This window comes from Flavobacterium gelidilacus DSM 15343 (assembly GCF_000422685.1).
Classification (GTDB): domain Bacteria; phylum Bacteroidota; class Bacteroidia; order Flavobacteriales; family Flavobacteriaceae; genus Flavobacterium; species Flavobacterium gelidilacus.
Genome location: NZ_KE383903.1, coordinates 251,286 through 268,724 on the forward strand (window position 1 = coordinate 251,286; position 17,439 = coordinate 268,724).

Consider the following 17,439-nt stretch of genomic DNA (forward strand, 5'->3'; position numbering starts at 1 on the left):
AACTTTGTGGTTTTCTAGTAGTTCTAAAAATTCTAAAAAATCAATATTAAATAAGTTCGGCATGTTTTCTTGATGAAAAAACGGTTCTATCTACTTTCATTTCAGGATTTGTATCAAAAATAGAATTAATTATATCACATGCAAAGCTCAATCTTTCTAAAGGTGTTTTATCTTCATAAAAAGTTACATGATCGTCTGCTTCTTCAAAAGAAGATTTTGAAACAACGCTTCTATCCATTTTTATATATTCCATATACAAATATAAAAAATTAATCAATCGATTTAACAACTGCTTTTTCAGCTTCTTTTCTTGTTCCATCAAAACCATCAACTCCTGAAACAGTTGTATATTTTAGAACATAACGCTTTCCTGGATTGATTCTGTTATAAACACTTTGACACATTAACGTAGCTTCGTGAAAACCACAAAGAATCAACTTTAATTTTCCTGGATAAGTGTTTACATCACCAATCGCGTAAATTCCGTCAATGTTGGTTTGGTAATCTAAAGCGTTATTTACTTTGATAGCGTTTTTCTCAATTTCTAATCCCCAATTAGCAATTGCTCCTAATTTTGGAGTCAAACCGAAAAGTGGAATAAAATAATCGGTTTCAACATTCATTCTAGCTCCATTCATTAAAATGTCGATAGATTCTATTCTTTCAGCTCCACAAAATCCAACAACTTCGGCTGGAGTTATCATTTTTATTTTTCCTTCATCTTTTAATTCCTGCACTTTTTCTACAGAATCTAAAGCTCCTCGAAATTCATTTCTTCTGTGTACTAAAGTTACTGATGAAGCAACATTAGTTAAGAAAATACTCCAATCTAATGCAGAATCTCCACCACCAGCAATAACTACATTTTTGTTGCGATATTTTTCTGGATCTTTGATAAAATAATCAATTCCTCTATCGTTTTGTTCGTAGAAATCTACATCTTTTAATAAAGGTTTTCTAGGTTCAAAAGTTCCTAAACCCCCTGCAATTGCAATAGCTTTTGCTTTATGTTTTGTTCCGTTATTTGTGGTAACAATAAACGTTCCGTCTTCTAATTTATCAATGGTTTCTGCTGTTTCCCCAAGAGTAAATCCTGGTTGAAATTGCTTAATTTGTTCCATTAAATTAGTTACCAAATCACCAGCTAATACTTCTGGATAACCTGGAATATCAAATATTGGTTTTTTTGGATATAATTCTGCTAATTGACCACCTGGTTGAGGCAAAGCGTCAATAATATGGCATTTTAATTTTAATAATCCTGCTTCAAAGACGGTAAAAAGTCCTGTTGGACCTGCTCCGATTATTAGTATATCTGTTTCAATCATTTTTTTTTCTTAAAGAGAAGTTGCATTGCAACGTCTGTACTGAAATGCAAAGTTGCAAAGATGTTATGAATTATTTTATGACTTTTATCACTTTACGGTTGCGTTAGTGGTAGTAGCGGCATCCTTTTTTGTAAAAAAAGATATAGCGGATGACACGACCCAAAGGGGAACGCCCTCTTACGACAAGCTCAAGATTAAATTATCCTATATTTTCTACCGTTTCAATTTGAGGAACCACTCTTTTGATTGTAGACTCAACTCCAGCTTTCATGGTGCTTTGATTGATATTACAACTGTTGCATGCTCCTTCTAAACGAACCTTAACGTGCTTGCCATCGATAATATCCATTAAAGTAATGTTTCCACCGTCAGAAATTAAGAATGGTCTAATCTCGTCTAAAGCTTTTTCAACACTAACTTTTAAATCTTCTGTGTTCATTTTATTTTCCTTTTACAGCAGAACAACCTGCCATTGTAGTAATTTTTATTGCTTCAGTTGGTGCTAAATTTTCGTTTCTTGCAATTGTTTCTTGCACTACATTTCTTGTAATTTCTTCGAAAATTCCTTCTAAAACCGAACCAGTTTGTAAAGCTGCTGGACGACCGTAATCTCCTGCTTCACGAATGCTTTGTACCAATGGAACTTCTCCTAATAAAGGAACATTTAAGTCCTCTGCTAGGTTTTTTGCCCCTTCTTTTCCGAAGATATAATATTTGTTGTTTGGTAATTCTTCTGGTGTGAAATAAGCCATGTTTTCAATAATTCCTAATACTGGAACTTTGATAGCTTCTGACAAAAACATGGAAACTCCTTTTTTAGCATCTGCTAAAGCTACAGCTTGTGGTGTACTTACAACAACTGCTCCAGTGATTGGAAGCGACTGCATAATTGATAAATGAATATCACCTGTTCCTGGTGGTAAATCGATTAGCATGAAGTCTAATTCTCCCCAATGTGCATCGAAAATCATTTGGTTTAAGGCTTTTGCTGCCATTGGTCCTCTCCAAATTACAGCTTGATCTGGTTTTGTAAAAAATCCGATAGAAAGCATTTCTACTCCATAACTTTTTACAGGTTCCATTTTTGATTTTCCGTCAACTTCGATTGAGTTTGGTTTTGCAGTTTCAACATCAAACATAATTGGCATTGAAGGTCCATAAATATCAGCGTCTAAAACTCCAACTTTAAAACCCATTTTTGCTAATGTTACGGCTAAATTGGCTGTGATTGTTGATTTACCTACACCACCTTTTCCTGAAGCAACTGCGATAATATTACTAATTCCTGGAATTTGTTTTCCTTTAATTAAGTTAGGGTTTTCAGGCTTTTCTGGAGCTTCAACCTTTATATTTACTTTTATTTTTGCTTTTTCATAAACTTTTTCGTGTATCACTTTCATGATATCTACTTCAGCTCTTTTTTTGATGTGTAATGCTGGTGTTCTTAATAATAAATCAACCACAACCTCATCACCAAAAGTGATTACGTTTTGAACGGCACCACTTTCAACCATATTTTTTCCTTCACCAGCAACTGTTATAGTTTCTAAGGCTTTAAGGATTTCTTTTCTATCTAACTTCATCTTAACTTTTTTAAATCAAAATTGTTTAGTCTTTATTTAAACTAAATATCAATTGCAAAGATAGTTAGAAGTTTACTAGTTTGAAAGCAACAAGGTTTAAAGTTTTCTTATAATTAGATAGTTGTAATTTATAATTCATTATACTTTATCAAATTCAATTTTATGGTTGTAAATTGACGTTGTAAATTATTTTTCAAAACATCATATTGGGATTGTAACAATTGATTTTTAACTGTTGAAAACACGATTGTATCGATTTTTCCTGCTTCAAATTTTGATTGTGACGTTTGAAACGTTTTTTCTGTTAAGTTTTTAATTTCAAAAAATTTACCTTCTAATACTAGAATTTGTTTTATTTTCTCTTCTTCGATCTGAATTTGTTGTTTCAGTTTTAAATCTTCTTGGTTTAGAGCTAGTTTTTCTTTTTCACTCTCTAATTCTAAAGCTTTTACTTTTTTTGAATTTCGAAATCCATTAAAAATCGGAACACTCAACTGTAATCCTACTTGTTGATTTTTATTGTCTGAAAACTGACTATTGAAACTATTTACTTGAACATCTGATTGATTTAATGGCTTATAATAAAATGTTGAGTAATTATAAAAAGCACCTAAAGTTGGTAAGTTTGTTCCTCTTGATTGTTTAATTCTCTTCTGACCTAGTTCATAAGTAAGCCTTGCTAATCTTATTTTTGGGTTATTTGTTTCTGTTGGAGTTACATTAGAATTTGAATTTAGATAAGCACTTAAAATGCAATTCTCGGCACCAATCTCCTTTGCATTTAACAATTGAAATAACTGTGTTTTTTGAATTCGATCTAATTGCTTTGTTTCGAGAATATTCTTTTCCTCAAGTGCTACGCTCAATTGCATGTCATACAAATCACTCTTGGGTTTGCTTCCAATTGTTTCTTCTTTTTGAATTCTGTCTAAGTTTGATTTTGCGTTAATCAATTGATTTTCTTGAATTTTTAATAACTCTTGTGTATATAAAGCTGTGAAATAGCTTTCTACTATTTGTAATTTGTATTCGTTTTCCAAGACTTCTTTTTCAACTTTTGCTCTTTCAATATCTAATTTGGTGAATTGAGAAGTTGCGATTGAATTGAAATCAATTAAGTTCATTCGAGCTCCTAAAAAGAAATTATCATATTGAATATTAGAGCTAACTCTTCCATTTGTAGAAGGATCAATAGTTGAACCAAAATTATAACTTTGATTTGCGTCAAAACTAACTGTTGGCATTAGACTATTTGAAAAAGAATTATGGTTTTTTTGGGTTCGTTTTATCTCGATTTGTTTAATTTTTATTTCTAAACTGTTTTCCATTCCTAATGCTATGCATTGTTCTAATGTAAAACTGATTTCTTGTGCATTTAATTTAATAAAACAAAAGAGCGCGAAAATTAATGTGGTTAATTTATTCATATTTCAGGTATTTTAAAACATTAACTCTTGTTGCAGCATAAGCTCTTGACAATACTACTACTAAAGTCAATACCAACAAAACGAAGAATCCAACAGCAAAAGGAACCCATGAAATTGTTATGCGAAATGCGAAATTTTCTAACCAAAGTGTTAGTAAATAGTAAACTGGAAACAACGCAATTACAAAACCAATGACGCAAAACAGAATGTATTGTTTTGAAAGTTCTTTTAGTAAAACTGATGTTTCCGCTCCTAATGTTTTTCTTATGGCAATTTCTTTCATTCTTCTTTGAATTGAATAGGTTGCTAAGGCAAACAATCCAAATAGTGCAATTAGAATTACAGTAATATTTAATAGTGAAAATAAGTTTTTTTGTTTTACATACGTTGCATAGGTTTGTGCATATTGTTTATCTACAAAGTCATAACTAAAAGGATACTCAGTATCAACATTTTTAATCCAAAATTTTTCAATTTCTGCTAAGGTTTGTGATGGATTTTCAGCATCAATTTTTACATAAATTCTGCTAGAATTTTGCAACATCCAGTCTACCGTTTTATAGTGAAAGAAAACCATTGGTGGAATTCTATCTTGAGGTCCAAAAAGGTTGAAATCTTTCACAACACCTACAATTTTCAATTTCTTTTCGTTCCATTCTACTTCTTTGCCAATTGGATCTTTTTCATTCATCATTTTTAATGCCGTTTCATTGACTAACATAGAATTTATAGTGTCTGATGTTAATTTATCTGATAAAAAACGTCCTTCTTTTATTTTAATTTGCATCATTTCTAGCATTCCGAAATCAACGCCCATATTTCGAGCTTGAATATTGTCGCCACCTTTGTAAGAAAAGCCAGTAGTCGAACCATTCCCTGAGCCAAATACAAATGCACCAGTGGAAACTTGTTTTACACCTTTGATTTTTGAAAGTTCACCTTTTATTAATAGATAGCGATTTTCGACTTTTTGTTTAAAATCTTTCTCTCTCCAATTGTAGCCATTCCTATACCAAACTGAAGCTACTTGATCGCCCTTAAAACCTAAATCTTTGTTTGAAATGAATTCAATTTGCTGATAAACAATATAAGAACCGATGATGAAAAATGTAGCAATGGCAAATTGCAATATCAGCATTCCGTTGCGCAACCAAATTCCATTTTTACTCCTTCCAAAATTACCTTTTAATACTTTTAAACTTTCAAAATTAGATACATAAATTGCTGGAAAAACTCCTGCAAATACGATTGTGACAATAAAAATTAAAATTAATTGCACATAGAATTGATTTCCAAATATGATTAAATTTTTATCTAAAAATTCATTATAATATGGTAATGAAAGCTCTACAATTACTAACGATAGTAAAATTGAAAATAAAACTGTTAGTATAGTTTCAAACAAAAATTGTTTGATAATATTACTTTTTGAAGCTCCAAGAATTTTTCGAACACCTACTTCTTTTGCTCTATTTATCGCATTTGCAGTTGCAAGGTTTACATAATTTACAATCGATAAAATTAAAATCAATATAGATAAACAAAGCATTATTAATAAAAACTGATAATTACCATTTCCTTCTGCATAACATTCTGTTATAGCGTGTAATCTAGATGTACTCAAAGGTTCTAAGATGATTTCGGTAGTTACATATCCGTTTTTTTTCATCCACTCTTCTGGAGAAATTCCCTCTAATTTAGCACTTTTGACAGTGCTATTTTCATACATCAACCGTTTCATTTTTGCTGCAACTTTATCGCTATCATCAGGGTTTTTAAGTTTCAAGAGTAATCCATAACTAAAATTTCCCCATTGGTCTTTATTTTCTTTCATTCTTTCATCAATAGAATTGACTATAACTTCTGGAGCCATTGATGATTTTCCTGGAATTGTATAAATACAGCCTACAACTAATTTTCTAACACCATCATCTAAGGTTTTACCCAATGGATTTTCATTTCCAAAAAGTTTTTTTGCCGTGTCTAATGATATCGCAATATTGGTATTATCGTTCAATACATTTTTAGAACTACCGCTAACAATTGTGAAAGGAAACATTTCAAAAAATGTGTTTTGTGCATAAGTGAATTTTACTATTTCTTTTTTGTTTTTATACTTTAGAATAGCCTCCTCATACCAATTATCAAAGTAGCAATAACTTTCAATTTCTGGGAAATCTTTTTTAAAATATTCTTCAAAAGGAGCAACATTACTTGCCCAATAATCTGTTGCGCTAATTTTACTGATTGATTGAAAAACGTTATCCTTTCCAGGATTCCATTCATTATAACTGTGTTCGTCATTCCAATAAAGAGTTGCGAAGATTAATCCTGCAATTCCAATACTTAGTCCTAAAACATTGAGAATTGTAAATAACTTGTTGTTTTTTATATGATAGATGAAAAGATTTGTCCAATTTTTTAACATAATTTATTTTTTAAATGAATTACTCGTATTTTAAATATTTTAGAACATTTACTTTAGTGGCTACGTAAGCTCTAGAAAGCACTATTAACAAGGTTAAAACAAGCAAAAGAATGAAGCCTATAATAAACGGAAGTATTGAAATGTCAATTCTAAAAGCAAAATCTTGCAACCATAGATTTAACAAATAATACGTTGGCAATAAAGCTATAAAAAAGCCTATTATGCAAAAAACGATGTATTGCTTAGAAAGTGTTTTAAGTAACGTATTTGTTTCTGCACCCAATGTTTTTCGAATAGCTATTTCTTTCATTCGCGACTGAATAGAATAGGTTGCTAAAGCAAACAATCCAAATAGTGCAATAAGAATAACAACAATATTTAATGCCGAAAACAAGTTTTTTTGTTTTACAAAACTGCTGTAAGATCTTTTGTATTCTTTATCTACAAAATCATATTTAAAAGGATATTCTGAATCTACCTTCTTAATCCAAAATTGCTCAATATCTGCAAGAGTTTCATTCATTGTTTCGGCATCAGCTTCCACATAAATATTATTTAAAGTACTACCAAGCCAAGAAATTGTTTTTAAATGAAAAAAGGACATTGGTGGTATTGCTTCACTAGGGTTTCCTAAATTAAAATCCTTAACAACACCCACTATTACAACTTCTTCTGTGTTCCAATTTATTTTTTTACCAATAGGATTAGGCTCCTTTAATAATTTTAAAGCCGTTTCGTTTATCAAAACAGAATTAATAGTATCTTGAGCAAATTTTGGATTGAAATAACGTCCTTGAACCATTTTTATTTGCATCATTTCAAGCATTCCAAAATCTAAAGGAATATTATTACTATTTATATTTATATCTTTATATGTATAATTTGTAGTTATAGGTGCACCATCTCCAAATTTAAAAGCTCCACCTACAACTTGTTTAACTCCTTTTATTTTTTGTAATGCATTTTTAATAGTCATATATCTATTAAATCTATACTCATCTGAAATGTCTTCACCATATATGTTTCTATAAGAAATATTTACAATTTGATTCGCCTTGAAGCCTAAATCTTTTGTATTCATATAATCTATTTGCTGATATACAATATAGGAACCCACAATAAAAAAAGTAGCGATTGAAAATTGCAAAACTAACATGGAATTTCGTAGCCAAATGCCTGATTTACTTCTACTGAAATTACCTTTTAACACTTTGAGTACTTCAAAATTAGAAACATACAAAGCCGGAAATATACCTGCTGTGATGATTAGAATTATAAAAACAATCCCGAGTTGTAGTGCAATTTCTTGTGGTTGAATGCTTAACGTTTTCTCTAAAAAATCATTATAGTAAGGAAGTGCTAATTCGACGAGGACTAAAGAAAACAAGGTAGAAAACAACACTATGATGAAGGTTTCAAAAACAAACTGTGCAATAATATTAGTTTTTGATGCGCCTAAAATCTTACGAACACCCACTTCTTTAGCTCGTTTTACAGCAGTTGCTGTAGCCAAGTTAACATAATTAAAAATCGATAAAAACAAAATTAGAATACTCAACCCTAACATGATAACAAGAAACTTATAATTTCCCTTCCTATCTAATAATCCCGATGTTTTGGTATGCAAACGCACTTCTGATAACGATTCTAAGGACACTTGTGAAACACCATACTTTTCAATAAATTCTTCTGGAGTTATACCTTGTCTTTTTGCATAAACTAAAACCATATTATCATAGTACAATTGTTCAATGTTTTTCAGAATTTGTGTTTTTGATTTTATGCTTTTTGCTTTAATTAATAATGTAAACTGATAATTTCCCCATTGCGAACTATATTGTTTAATTATAAAATCCATACCATTATAAACACAAGAAGGCATGTAAGAAGATTTTTTGTCTAATTTATAAACACCTCTTACAATGAGTTTTTTGCCTTGAAAGTCAATTTCTTTATTTAATGCAGGCTCTTTGTTAAACAATTGTGTTGCCATTTCTGCAGACAAACAAATACTATTCTCATCTGGTAAAGCATTGTTAACACTACCTTCTATAAACTCAAATGGAAAAAAATCGAAAAAGTTTTTTTGTGCTGATAGAATTTTTTCTGAAAAGATTTTTTTCTTTCCAATTCGAATTATATCGTTTTCATAATCTCCACTTATGTAACAATATGATGCTACTTCTGGTGTTTTCAACTTAAGAGCCGAACCAACTGGAGCTGAACCTGAAGTCCAAAATGTATTTTCATCTATTTGATTGACTAATAAAAAAATTGTCTCTTTATTTGGATTCCAATCGTTGTAACTATTTTCCTCATTCCAATATAAAATGGCAAAAATTAATCCTGCTATTCCAATACTTAGTCCTAAAACATTTAAAACAGTAAAAAGCTTATTGTTTTTAATATGATATAAGAATATATGTAGCCAATTTTTTAACATAACTATTCGTTTTTTGATTTAATCTGAACCAAGTTCAAATTCTTTGATGATTTTGATGTTTATTTGTTTCTTACAGAACCTGATGAACTTTCTTCTTTTGCAACTTGCGAGGGATTTCCATAATATACTATTGAAGCACTTGATGATGCTTTAGCGTCAATTGATTTTGTGACTTTTAAAGAAACATCTGAAGAAGAACTAGCTTTAATTATAGCTGTTTCAACAGTGAAATCTTTTAAATCACAAGAAGATGAACTACTAGCTTTTACTGAAATTTCTGTTGCTTTACCAGATAATTTCACATCACTTGAACTACTTGATTCGACTTCAACTTTTGTTACATTTAAATTTGATAAAAACTCTCCACTTGAAGAAGCATCAATAAATAAGTTTGAACAATTAAAATTCCCAGAAATACTTCCAGATGAACTAACTGCTATATTTAATTCTGTACTTATATTTGTGTTTTCAATTTTAATATCCGCAGAAGAACTTGCTTTTATACTTTCTAAATTTGGACCAGAAACAATAATTTTTAAAATTGAAAATTCAACTCCGTTTATCCAATTTACATTATTTCCTTTAGATCTTTTTTTAGTTTTTCCTTCCTTTTTATAGTCTTTCGTATCTACATATAATTTCAAAGTTCCATTTTCAACTTCTGTTTTTATGTATTTTAAATTTTCTTTATCATCTGTTTCTACTTTTACACTTTTAGTATTAGAAACTGTATATAATACTTCTATTCCAGTTGAAGCTTTTAAGCTAGAAAAATTAGAAACTTCTCTGTTTTCTGACACTTGAGCCAAAGCTATTATGCTAACTAAGAAAAAAGTGATTGCTAAAATTATTTTTGTCATAACTAAAATTTTAAGTGGTTAAAATATCTATTTTTTTACTGTTTAACTTTTCAGAAAGTACCATTCCGTCTTTCATAAGTATCGTTTTTTGAGAAAATGAAGCATCATAATCTGAATGCGTAACCATTAATATTGTTGCTCCTTGTGCATGCAAGTCTGTTAAAAGTTCCATTACTTCGTTTCCGTTTTTAGAATCTAAGTTTCCTGTTGGTTCATCGGCTAAAATAATTTTTGGATTGTTAATCAATGCCCTTGCGACAGCTACTCTTTGTTGTTGTCCTCCAGAAAGTTGTTGTGGATAATGTTTTAAACGGTGCGAAATACCTAATCGTTCTGCAATACTTTCTACTTTTTGTTTTCTTTCAGAAGAGGAAACGTTATTGTAAATTAATGGCAATTCGATATTGTCATAAACCGAAAGTTCATCAATAAGGTTAAAATTTTGGAATACAAAACCAATATTTTGTTTTCTGACTTTTGATTTTTCTTGTTCTTTTAAGCCCATCATCTCTTGATTAAGTAATTGATAACTTCCGCTTGTTGCACTATCTAAAAGACCTACGATATTTAAAAGTGTTGATTTTCCACTTCCACTTGGTCCCATAATAGTTACAAATTCTCCTTGATTGACTGTGATTGAAACCTCATTTAATGCTTTTGTTTCTACTTCTTCTGTTTGGAAGATTTTTGAAAGGTTGTTGATTTTTATCATGATTATTCGTTTTTGATTTAATTTGATTCAATATTTAAAATTTCTACTTCTTTATAATCTTTATAGGTTGATGTTATGACTTTTTCTCCTGGTTTTAAGCCTTCTAAGACTTCATAATACAAAGGATTTTCTCTACCTAACTTTATATTTCTTCTTTCAGCTTTGTTTCCGTTTACAACAAAAATCCATTTTCCTGAAGTTTCTTGATAAAAACTACCTTTTGATAGTAAAGTCGTTTTTGTTTTTTCAGATAAATTGATTCGAACTCCAAAAGATAGTCCTTGATTTAATTCTAAATTTTCATTCTTTATAAAGTTTAATTCAACAATAAAACGTCCGCTTTTAATCTCGGGAATCACTTTCGCAATTTGAACCTCAACTGTATTTCCATTAAAATCTACACTTCCTTTTTGTCCTTCAGAAACACGGTTTAAATAAAATTCATCAACATCTGCTACTAATTTATAACCTTGCATTACATCTATAGTTCCAATGCTATTTCCTTGTGTAAATGTTTTGCCTAAAATAGGTTCAAAAGAAGAAAGTCTACCCGAAAGTGGTGCTGTAATTAAAAAATTGTTTTTGTTTTTTCTTAAAATAGATAAACTTTGATTCATAATTCCGATAGATTGGTTCAGTTGTCCAATCTGAATTAAGTTGGCTTGCTTTTCTTTAGTAACACTTTGTTTTATAATACTCATTCTTTCTTTCTGAAAGCGGTAATTTTCTTGTGTTACTTTCCATTCGTTTTTAGCTATAATTTCTTGTTCAAAAAGTTTTTTATTTAAGTTGTATAAATTTTCAGCATCTAAATAATCATGCTCTATACTTATTAAATCTTTAGCTAGATTTAGCTCTTGATTTCTTAGATCTAATTTGGCTTTGTTTAGATTATTAATTTGTTCAATTATAGCCGTTTCTTGTTGCATATAATTCAATTCCGTATTGGGATTATACAAACGAACTAAAGGTTGCCCTTTTGTAACCATGTCTCCATTTTCAGCAAAAATTTCTTGTACAGCTCCTCCTTCAATAATATTAACTAACATGGAATTAAGTGGCGTTACTTTAGCCTGAAACAAAATAAAATCTTCAAAAAAATCATCTTCTACCGTTTTTATAGAAATTTCTGATTGTTTTACATTTAAACTTCGTTGTTTGGTTAAAGCAGTAAAAACAAAATATCCTAAAACTAAAATAATTGGGATAATGAGCAATAGCTGTTTTTTTTTGTTATTTTTACGATTGATGACAGTGTCCATATTGATAATTTTATAATGTATATAGGAATTTTATGCCATAAATTTAAAATACACAACTATTTAATTTACAGTTACTTATATTTTACTTATTATTCTTAGTGTTCGTTTTTGAACACCTTATGTACGAAACCGAACACCATGAAAAAAACACAAGCTTCTATTTTAATAATTGATGACCAAGAAGATATTCTTTTTAGTGCAAAAATGTTATTAAAAAAGCACTTTGAAACAATTTATACCATAAGTAACCCCAAAAATGTTATTCAACTTTTGGCAGAAAACGATATTGATTTGGTTCTTTTAGATATGAATTATCGCATTGGTTTTGAAGATGGAAAAGAAGGTTTATATTTATTAAAAGAGATTAAGAAGTTAGCTCCAAATACAGTTGTAATTTTAATGACAGCTTTTGGAAAAGTAGAAACAGCTGTTGAAGGTTTAAAATCAGGTGCCTTTGATTATGTTTTGAAACCATGGGATAACGAAAAAATGCTTGAAACTATTAAAAAAGGCATTCAAGAACGAAGAAAAACTGTTTCTAAAGTGGTAAAAAACGAAAATGATACTTCTTATTTTATTGGAGAATCTAAAACGATTATAAAAGCTTATTCATTAGCTGAAAAAGTAGCTAAAACGGATGCTAATGTACTTGTTTTGGGTGAAAACGGAACTGGAAAATTCGTAATGGCTCGTTACATTCATCAACATTCGGATCGAAAAAATGAAATTTTTATACCTGTTGATTTAGGTTCCTTAAATGAAAGTATATTTGAAAGTGAATTATTTGGCTATGCTAAAGGTGCTTTCACGGATGCGAAAAATGATACTGTCGGAAAATTTGAAGCTGCTCAAAATGGTACTCTTTTTCTAGACGAAATAGGTAATGTTCCCATTCATTTACAATCTAAATTATTACAAGTCATTCAGACTAAAATGGTAACCCGTTTAGGAGAAACCAAGCAAAGACCTTTAAACATGAGGATAATCACAGCCACAAATTTAAATCTTAAGGAAGAAATTCAGCAAAAAAACTTTAGAGAAGATTTGTATTATCGCATCAATACAATGGAAATTACTTTACCTGCTTTGCGTGAACGAAAAGAAGATAAAATTCCATTAGCTCAATTTTTATTGGATAAGTTGACCACTAAGTATGAACGAAATTCTATTGTTTTCAATGAAAAAGCTTTAGAACAAATAGATAAACATGCCTGGAATGGAAATATCAGAGAAATGGAAAACCGAATTGAACGAGCAGTAATATTATGTGAAAACAACACCATTACTGCAGTTGATTTAGATTTAGAAATTGCCACTACTTTTGATGAAAACAGTGATGACATTCAACTTTCTGATATTGAAAAATTGGCCATCGAAAAAGTTTTGGTAAAAAACGAATACAATATTAGTAAATCAGCTGAAGAGTTAGGTTTATCAAGAGCTTCATTGTACAGAAGAATGGAGAAATATGGTATAGAAAATAATTAATATAATGAAGAATTTTAAAATTTACAACCAACTTTTCATTAGAATTTTAATTCTTTTAATGGCATTTGGCATAACCTTTTATATTTATCAGGAAGGATTAGTTTACACTGCTGTTTTTGGTATTTTTATCTTGTTTTTGGCTATTATTGAAATGTATTTATTCATAAAAAACGCTTTCCTTTTATATGACAGAACTATTGCTTCCATTTTAGAAAGTGATTTTTCATCTGATTTTTCTAAGCATAAATCTTTCGATAATTACAAAAGTCTATTCAGGTTATATGCTGTTTTGAAAAGCAAACAAAACGAACAAATTTCAAAAGATATTATTTATCAATCTATTTTGAATAATATTGAAACGGGAATTTTAATCCTTCAGAAACAAAATGAGAATTGGACTGTTTTTTTAATGAATGATTACTTTTCAAGTCATTTTAATGTGCCTAAAGTTTCTAAGTGGAAATATCTTAAAAATCAATTTCCAGCATTATGTGATTTGATAGAAGCTAAAAATTTTGAAGAAATAAAAACAACCCTTCAGATTAGAGTTAATGGTGAAGATTCGCAGACTTTTGTAATGCAAACTTCAAAAAGCAAGACCTTTAATCAAGAATATTATGTGGTTTTATTAGATTCAATTCAGAAAGTAATTGAGAAAAAAGAGAAAGAAGCTTGGATTAATTTAATGAAAGTGATTTCTCATGAGTTATTAAATTCATTGACTCCAATTCGTTCCTTATCCCAAAATTTACATGAACTTGTGCAACAAGAAACTTTTTCGGCAGAAGATTTAGACGACATGAAACAAAGCGTCGTTACTATGTTAAACCGTAGTGATCATTTGCAGCAATTTGTTGAAAGCTATAGAAAGTTAGCCATGCTTCCAACGCCACAAAAAGAAAAAGTTGAAATTAGTGAACTAATTCAGCAATGTATTGAGTTGATGAATCCTTTGTTTAAGCAAAATAACATTGAATTTATAAACGAAATCAACCAGAAACGTTGGCTTTCTATAGATGCTTATCAAATGGAACAAGTATTTATTAATTTGTTTACTAATAGTATTTTTGCTCTAGAAAATCATGATAAAAAACAAATAATTGTTTCAGCAGAAGCCAAAGAAAAACGCTTTTTTATAAAAATTACCGATTCTGGAAATGGAATTGATGCTGAAATTGAAGATAAAATATTTTTACCTTTTTTCACTACTAGAAAAGAAGGTGCAGGAATTGGTTTAACCTTGTCTAAAAATATTTTAGAAGCTCATGGTGGTTATTTAGCTTATCAGAACAATGACAATCATACTACATTTATGATTTGTTTGTTAGAATGATTTAAAAATCTGGTTCCCAAAAATGCTTTTCAAAATCTATAATTTGATTATCTATTACTTCAATTCCTTCAGATTCTAGTAATTGTTGCATTAGGTTTGTTCCGTCAAAATGATGTTTTCCTGAAAGTAAACCCACACGATTTACAACTCTGTGTGCAGGAACATCTTCCATGTTATGTGAAGCATTCATTGCCCAACCAACCATTCGTGCTGAGCGAGCTGCTCCAAGCGCTTTGGCAATTGCACCATAAGAAGTCACTTTACCATAAGGAATTTGTCGAGCGACTTCATAAACTCGTTCAAAGAAATTCTCGTTATTTGGCTTTTCTTTTAGCAAATGATTAAGTTGAAAACATTTTATACAAAGATGAAATTGCTACAATTCCAGTAACTGCAGCAATTAAAAAATTGATGTTATTGGTAATAAAACCTACTTTATGTTCTACTTTTTTGAATAAAATCGCATATAAGTAGAAAATAAAATAAGTTCCTAAAGCAGCTGCAATGGAAAAAATTATAATTGACAACAAAGAAAAATCAAACACATTTTTAGACGCCAGTGTTAAACTAACAAATGCGTAATATGGAATTGCAAACATGTTTAAGGACGACAATGTGATTCCGTAAATAAGTCTGTTTTTCTTGTCTTTTATTTCTACTTCAACTTGAGGTTTTTTAGCTTTTAATCCAGCATAAAGAAATGCTATGGTCAAAATAATAAAAATAACGACTCCAAATTTCTTTAAATTCTCACTAATCACTGGGTGACTGTCTAAAAATTTTGCGAAATAAAGTCCCGTAAAACATTGAATTAAAACTACCAAAACAGCTCCATAGGCGAATAGTAAAGCTTGTTTTTTATTTTCGGTTATGCTTAATTTTGCTATGGTCATGTTTAACATTCCTGGTGCTATGATTCCAACTGCAGCAATTAAAAAACCTAAAAGAAAGGGTAGAATTATACTCATATTTGTTTTCTATTTAATTCTGAATTTAATATATGTAATCGCTTTATTTTTCTCTAAATATTGATTTTCATAAAACGTTTGAATACTTGTAACTTCTGAAGGAGAACCTTCGTTAACATAGATATCATGATTGGCATAAATTACTTCATGACCTTCACCATGCAATAAACCTAGCGTGTAACCGTGCATGAATTCACTGTCAGTTTTTAGATTCATTATTCCATTATCTTTTAAAATTCTTTTATAGCGTTGTAAAAACTCAGTGTTTGTCATTCTGTGTTTAGTACGCTTGTATTTTATTTGTGGATCTGGAAAAGTAATCCAAATTTCATCTACTTCATTTTCAGCAAAACAATTTTCTATTAACTCTATTTGAGTTCTTAAAAAGGCTACGTTTTTCATTCCTTCATCGACTGCTGTTTTTGCTCCTCTCCAAAATCTTGCTCCTTTAATATCAATACCAATAAAGTTTTTATCTGGACTATGCTTTGCTAAACCTACGGAATATTCTCCTTTTCCGCAACCTAATTCCAAAACTAATGGATTATCATTTTTGAAAAACTCACTATTCCATTTCCCTTTTAAAGGAAAACTTCCTGATGTTACTTCTTCTCTCGTTGGTTGAAAAACATTTTCAAATGATTCGTTTTCCTTAAAGCGCTTTAATTTATTCTTACTTCCCACTACAATTAAATTTTTGGTAAAATTACTAAAAATAAAGTTTTGATAATCTTTATATAACTTTATTCCCTTCAAAAAGCTCTTATTTTGTAAAAATATTTTATTTTGAAGAAAAGAAAAGTAGAATTGGTCGTTATTTCGGATGTACATCTTGGAACTTATGGATGTCACGCAAAAGAATTATTAGCTTATTTATCATCTATTAAACCCAAAACATTAATTCTTAACGGAGATATCATTGATATTTGGCAATTTAGAAAATCTTATTTTCCTCAAAATCACCTAAAAGTAATTAAAAAAATAATTTCTTTAAGTTCAAAAGGAACAAAAGTGTATTACTTGACAGGGAATCATGATGAGTTTTTGAGAAAATTTACAGATTTACATTTAGGAAATTTAAGCCTTCTGAATAAATTAGTTTTAGATTTAGACGGAAAGAAAGCCTGGATTTTTCATGGTGATGTTTTTGATTCATCGATTACTCATGCTAAATGGCTGGCAAAATTAGGGGGTTGGGGTTATGACATGTTAATTTTAATCAATCGCTTTATCAATTGGGTTTTAGCTAAAATGAATAAAGAACCTTATTCGCTTTCTAAAAAGATTAAAAACAATGTGAAATCTGCCGTTAAATTCATTACTAATTTTGAAAGTGTCTGTACAGAATTAGCCATTGAAAACAAGTATGATTTTGTAATTTGTGGACACATTCACGAACCAAAAATGGAAAAAATAAAAACAGAAAAAGGTGAAACGATGTATTTAAATTCGGGCGATTGGATTGAAAATTTAACCGCTTTAGAATACAACAATAAAAAGTGGAAAATGTACAAACACGATATTCATAATGTAGTTGTTGAAGAAGAGAGTTTTGAATATGAAAATAAACTAGCCGAACAATTTATTTCAGTCTTAAAAAATTAAAT

16 protein-coding genes are annotated in these 17,439 nt (G+C 29.7%); 3 read left to right on the forward strand and 13 right to left on the reverse strand.

What is annotated here, in order from left to right; all coding sequences use genetic code 11:
* Positions 1–46: 46 nt before the first annotated feature.
* From G507_RS0110865 to G507_RS0110910, 10 genes are all read right to left on the reverse strand, one after another.
* Positions 47–238, reverse strand: coding sequence for a hypothetical protein (locus tag G507_RS0110865; RefSeq protein WP_026717493.1), 192 nt, complete (start codon positions 236–238; stop codon positions 47–49).
* A 31-nt stretch (positions 239–269) separates the two neighbouring features.
* Positions 270–1,328 carry an NAD(P)/FAD-dependent oxidoreductase gene (locus G507_RS0110870; RefSeq protein ID WP_026717494.1) on the reverse strand — a complete coding sequence of 353 codons (1,059 nt, stop codon included), beginning with the start codon at positions 1,326–1,328 and terminating at the stop codon, positions 270–272.
* Positions 1,329–1,527: 199 nt separating this feature from the next.
* Complete coding sequence (locus G507_RS0110875; protein ID WP_026717495.1) at positions 1,528–1,767, reverse strand: NifU family protein; 240 nt, start codon at positions 1,765–1,767, stop codon at positions 1,528–1,530.
* Position 1,768: 1 nt separating this feature from the next.
* Positions 1,769–2,911 (reverse strand): Mrp/NBP35 family ATP-binding protein, encoded by a 1,143-nt coding sequence (locus G507_RS0110880; RefSeq protein WP_026717496.1) that lies wholly within the window; start codon positions 2,909–2,911, stop codon positions 1,769–1,771.
* 128 nt (positions 2,912–3,039) lie between these two features.
* Positions 3,040–4,338 carry a TolC family protein gene (locus G507_RS0110885; protein ID WP_026717497.1) on the reverse strand — a complete coding sequence of 433 codons (1,299 nt, stop codon included), beginning with the start codon at positions 4,336–4,338 and terminating at the stop codon, positions 3,040–3,042.
* A complete protein-coding gene (locus tag G507_RS0110890; RefSeq protein WP_026717498.1) occupies positions 4,331–6,766 on the reverse strand; it encodes an ABC transporter permease in 2,436 nt (811 codons plus the stop codon). The genes G507_RS0110885 and G507_RS0110890 overlap by 8 nt, the downstream gene beginning before the upstream one ends.
* Positions 6,767–6,785: 19 nt before the next feature.
* The gene (locus G507_RS0110895; protein ID WP_026717499.1) at positions 6,786–9,209 is read right to left on the reverse strand and encodes an ABC transporter permease; all 2,424 of its coding nucleotides are present in this window, start codon (positions 9,207–9,209) and stop codon (positions 6,786–6,788) included.
* Between the two features lie 59 nt (positions 9,210–9,268).
* Complete coding sequence (locus tag G507_RS0110900; protein ID WP_026717500.1) at positions 9,269–10,069, reverse strand: head GIN domain-containing protein; 801 nt, start codon at positions 10,067–10,069, stop codon at positions 9,269–9,271.
* Between the two features lie 10 nt (positions 10,070–10,079).
* Positions 10,080–10,781 carry an ABC transporter ATP-binding protein gene (locus G507_RS0110905; protein ID WP_026717501.1) on the reverse strand — a complete coding sequence of 234 codons (702 nt, stop codon included), beginning with the start codon at positions 10,779–10,781 and terminating at the stop codon, positions 10,080–10,082.
* A gap of 17 nt (positions 10,782–10,798) precedes the next feature.
* On the reverse strand, positions 10,799–11,998 hold the full coding sequence (locus G507_RS0110910; RefSeq protein WP_342662431.1) for an efflux RND transporter periplasmic adaptor subunit: 1,200 nt from the start codon (positions 11,996–11,998) through the stop codon (positions 10,799–10,801).
* 183 nt (positions 11,999–12,181) lie between these two features.
* On the opposite strand from G507_RS0110910, the gene G507_RS0110915 reads away from it, so the two are divergent.
* Positions 12,182–13,531, forward strand: a complete 1,350-nt coding sequence (locus G507_RS0110915; RefSeq protein ID WP_026717503.1) for a sigma-54-dependent transcriptional regulator — start codon at positions 12,182–12,184, stop codon at positions 13,529–13,531.
* 4 nt (positions 13,532–13,535) lie between these two features.
* A complete protein-coding gene (locus G507_RS0110920) occupies positions 13,536–14,864 on the forward strand; it encodes a sensor histidine kinase (protein WP_026717504.1) in 1,329 nt (442 codons plus the stop codon).
* Between the two features lies 1 nt (position 14,865).
* Here G507_RS0110920 and G507_RS0110925 read toward each other — a convergent pair whose 3' ends face one another.
* The 3 genes from G507_RS0110925 to trmB are packed head-to-tail and all read right to left on the reverse strand — an operon-like array spanning position 14,866 to position 16,516.
* Positions 14,866–15,201, reverse strand: coding sequence for an MGMT family protein (locus G507_RS0110925; RefSeq protein ID WP_026717505.1), 336 nt, complete (start codon positions 15,199–15,201; stop codon positions 14,866–14,868).
* Positions 15,202–15,205: 4 nt separating this feature from the next.
* Positions 15,206–15,832, reverse strand: coding sequence for a LysE family transporter (locus G507_RS0110930; RefSeq protein ID WP_026717506.1), 627 nt, complete (start codon positions 15,830–15,832; stop codon positions 15,206–15,208).
* Between the two features lie 9 nt (positions 15,833–15,841).
* On the reverse strand, positions 15,842–16,516 hold the full coding sequence (gene trmB / locus G507_RS0110935) for a tRNA (guanosine(46)-N7)-methyltransferase TrmB (protein WP_026717507.1): 675 nt from the start codon (positions 16,514–16,516) through the stop codon (positions 15,842–15,844).
* Between the two features lie 102 nt (positions 16,517–16,618).
* Between trmB and G507_RS0110940 the strand changes: the two genes are divergently transcribed.
* Positions 16,619–17,437, forward strand: a complete 819-nt coding sequence (locus G507_RS0110940) for a UDP-2,3-diacylglucosamine diphosphatase (RefSeq protein WP_026717508.1) — start codon at positions 16,619–16,621, stop codon at positions 17,435–17,437.
* The last annotated feature ends 2 nt before the right edge of the window (positions 17,438–17,439 follow it).

What these genes read in the sequence shown, in the direction of transcription:
- G507_RS0110865 (WP_026717493.1), bottom strand. Translation starts at nt 238, where the DNA reads ATGGATAGAAGCGTTGTTTCAAAATCTTCTTTTGAAGAAGCAGACGAT.
- G507_RS0110870 (WP_026717494.1), bottom strand. Translation starts at nt 1,328, where the DNA reads ATGATTGAAACAGATATACTAATAATCGGAGCAGGTCCAACAGGACTT.
- G507_RS0110875 (WP_026717495.1), bottom strand. Translation starts at nt 1,767, where the DNA reads ATGAACACAGAAGATTTAAAAGTTAGTGTTGAAAAAGCTTTAGACGAG.
- G507_RS0110880 (WP_026717496.1), bottom strand. Translation starts at nt 2,911, where the DNA reads ATGAAGTTAGATAGAAAAGAAATCCTTAAAGCCTTAGAAACTATAACA.
- G507_RS0110885 (WP_026717497.1), bottom strand. Translation starts at nt 4,338, where the DNA reads ATGAATAAATTAACCACATTAATTTTCGCGCTCTTTTGTTTTATTAAA.
- G507_RS0110890 (WP_026717498.1), bottom strand. Translation starts at nt 6,766, where the DNA reads ATGTTAAAAAATTGGACAAATCTTTTCATCTATCATATAAAAAACAAC.
- G507_RS0110895 (WP_026717499.1), bottom strand. Translation starts at nt 9,209, where the DNA reads ATGTTAAAAAATTGGCTACATATATTCTTATATCATATTAAAAACAAT.
- G507_RS0110900 (WP_026717500.1), bottom strand. Translation starts at nt 10,069, where the DNA reads ATGACAAAAATAATTTTAGCAATCACTTTTTTCTTAGTTAGCATAATA.
- G507_RS0110905 (WP_026717501.1), bottom strand. Translation starts at nt 10,781, where the DNA reads ATGATAAAAATCAACAACCTTTCAAAAATCTTCCAAACAGAAGAAGTA.
- G507_RS0110915 (WP_026717503.1), top strand. Translation starts at nt 12,182, where the DNA reads ATGAAAAAAACACAAGCTTCTATTTTAATAATTGATGACCAAGAAGAT.
- G507_RS0110920 (WP_026717504.1), top strand. Translation starts at nt 13,536, where the DNA reads ATGAAGAATTTTAAAATTTACAACCAACTTTTCATTAGAATTTTAATT.
- G507_RS0110930 (WP_026717506.1), bottom strand. Translation starts at nt 15,832, where the DNA reads ATGAGTATAATTCTACCCTTTCTTTTAGGTTTTTTAATTGCTGCAGTT.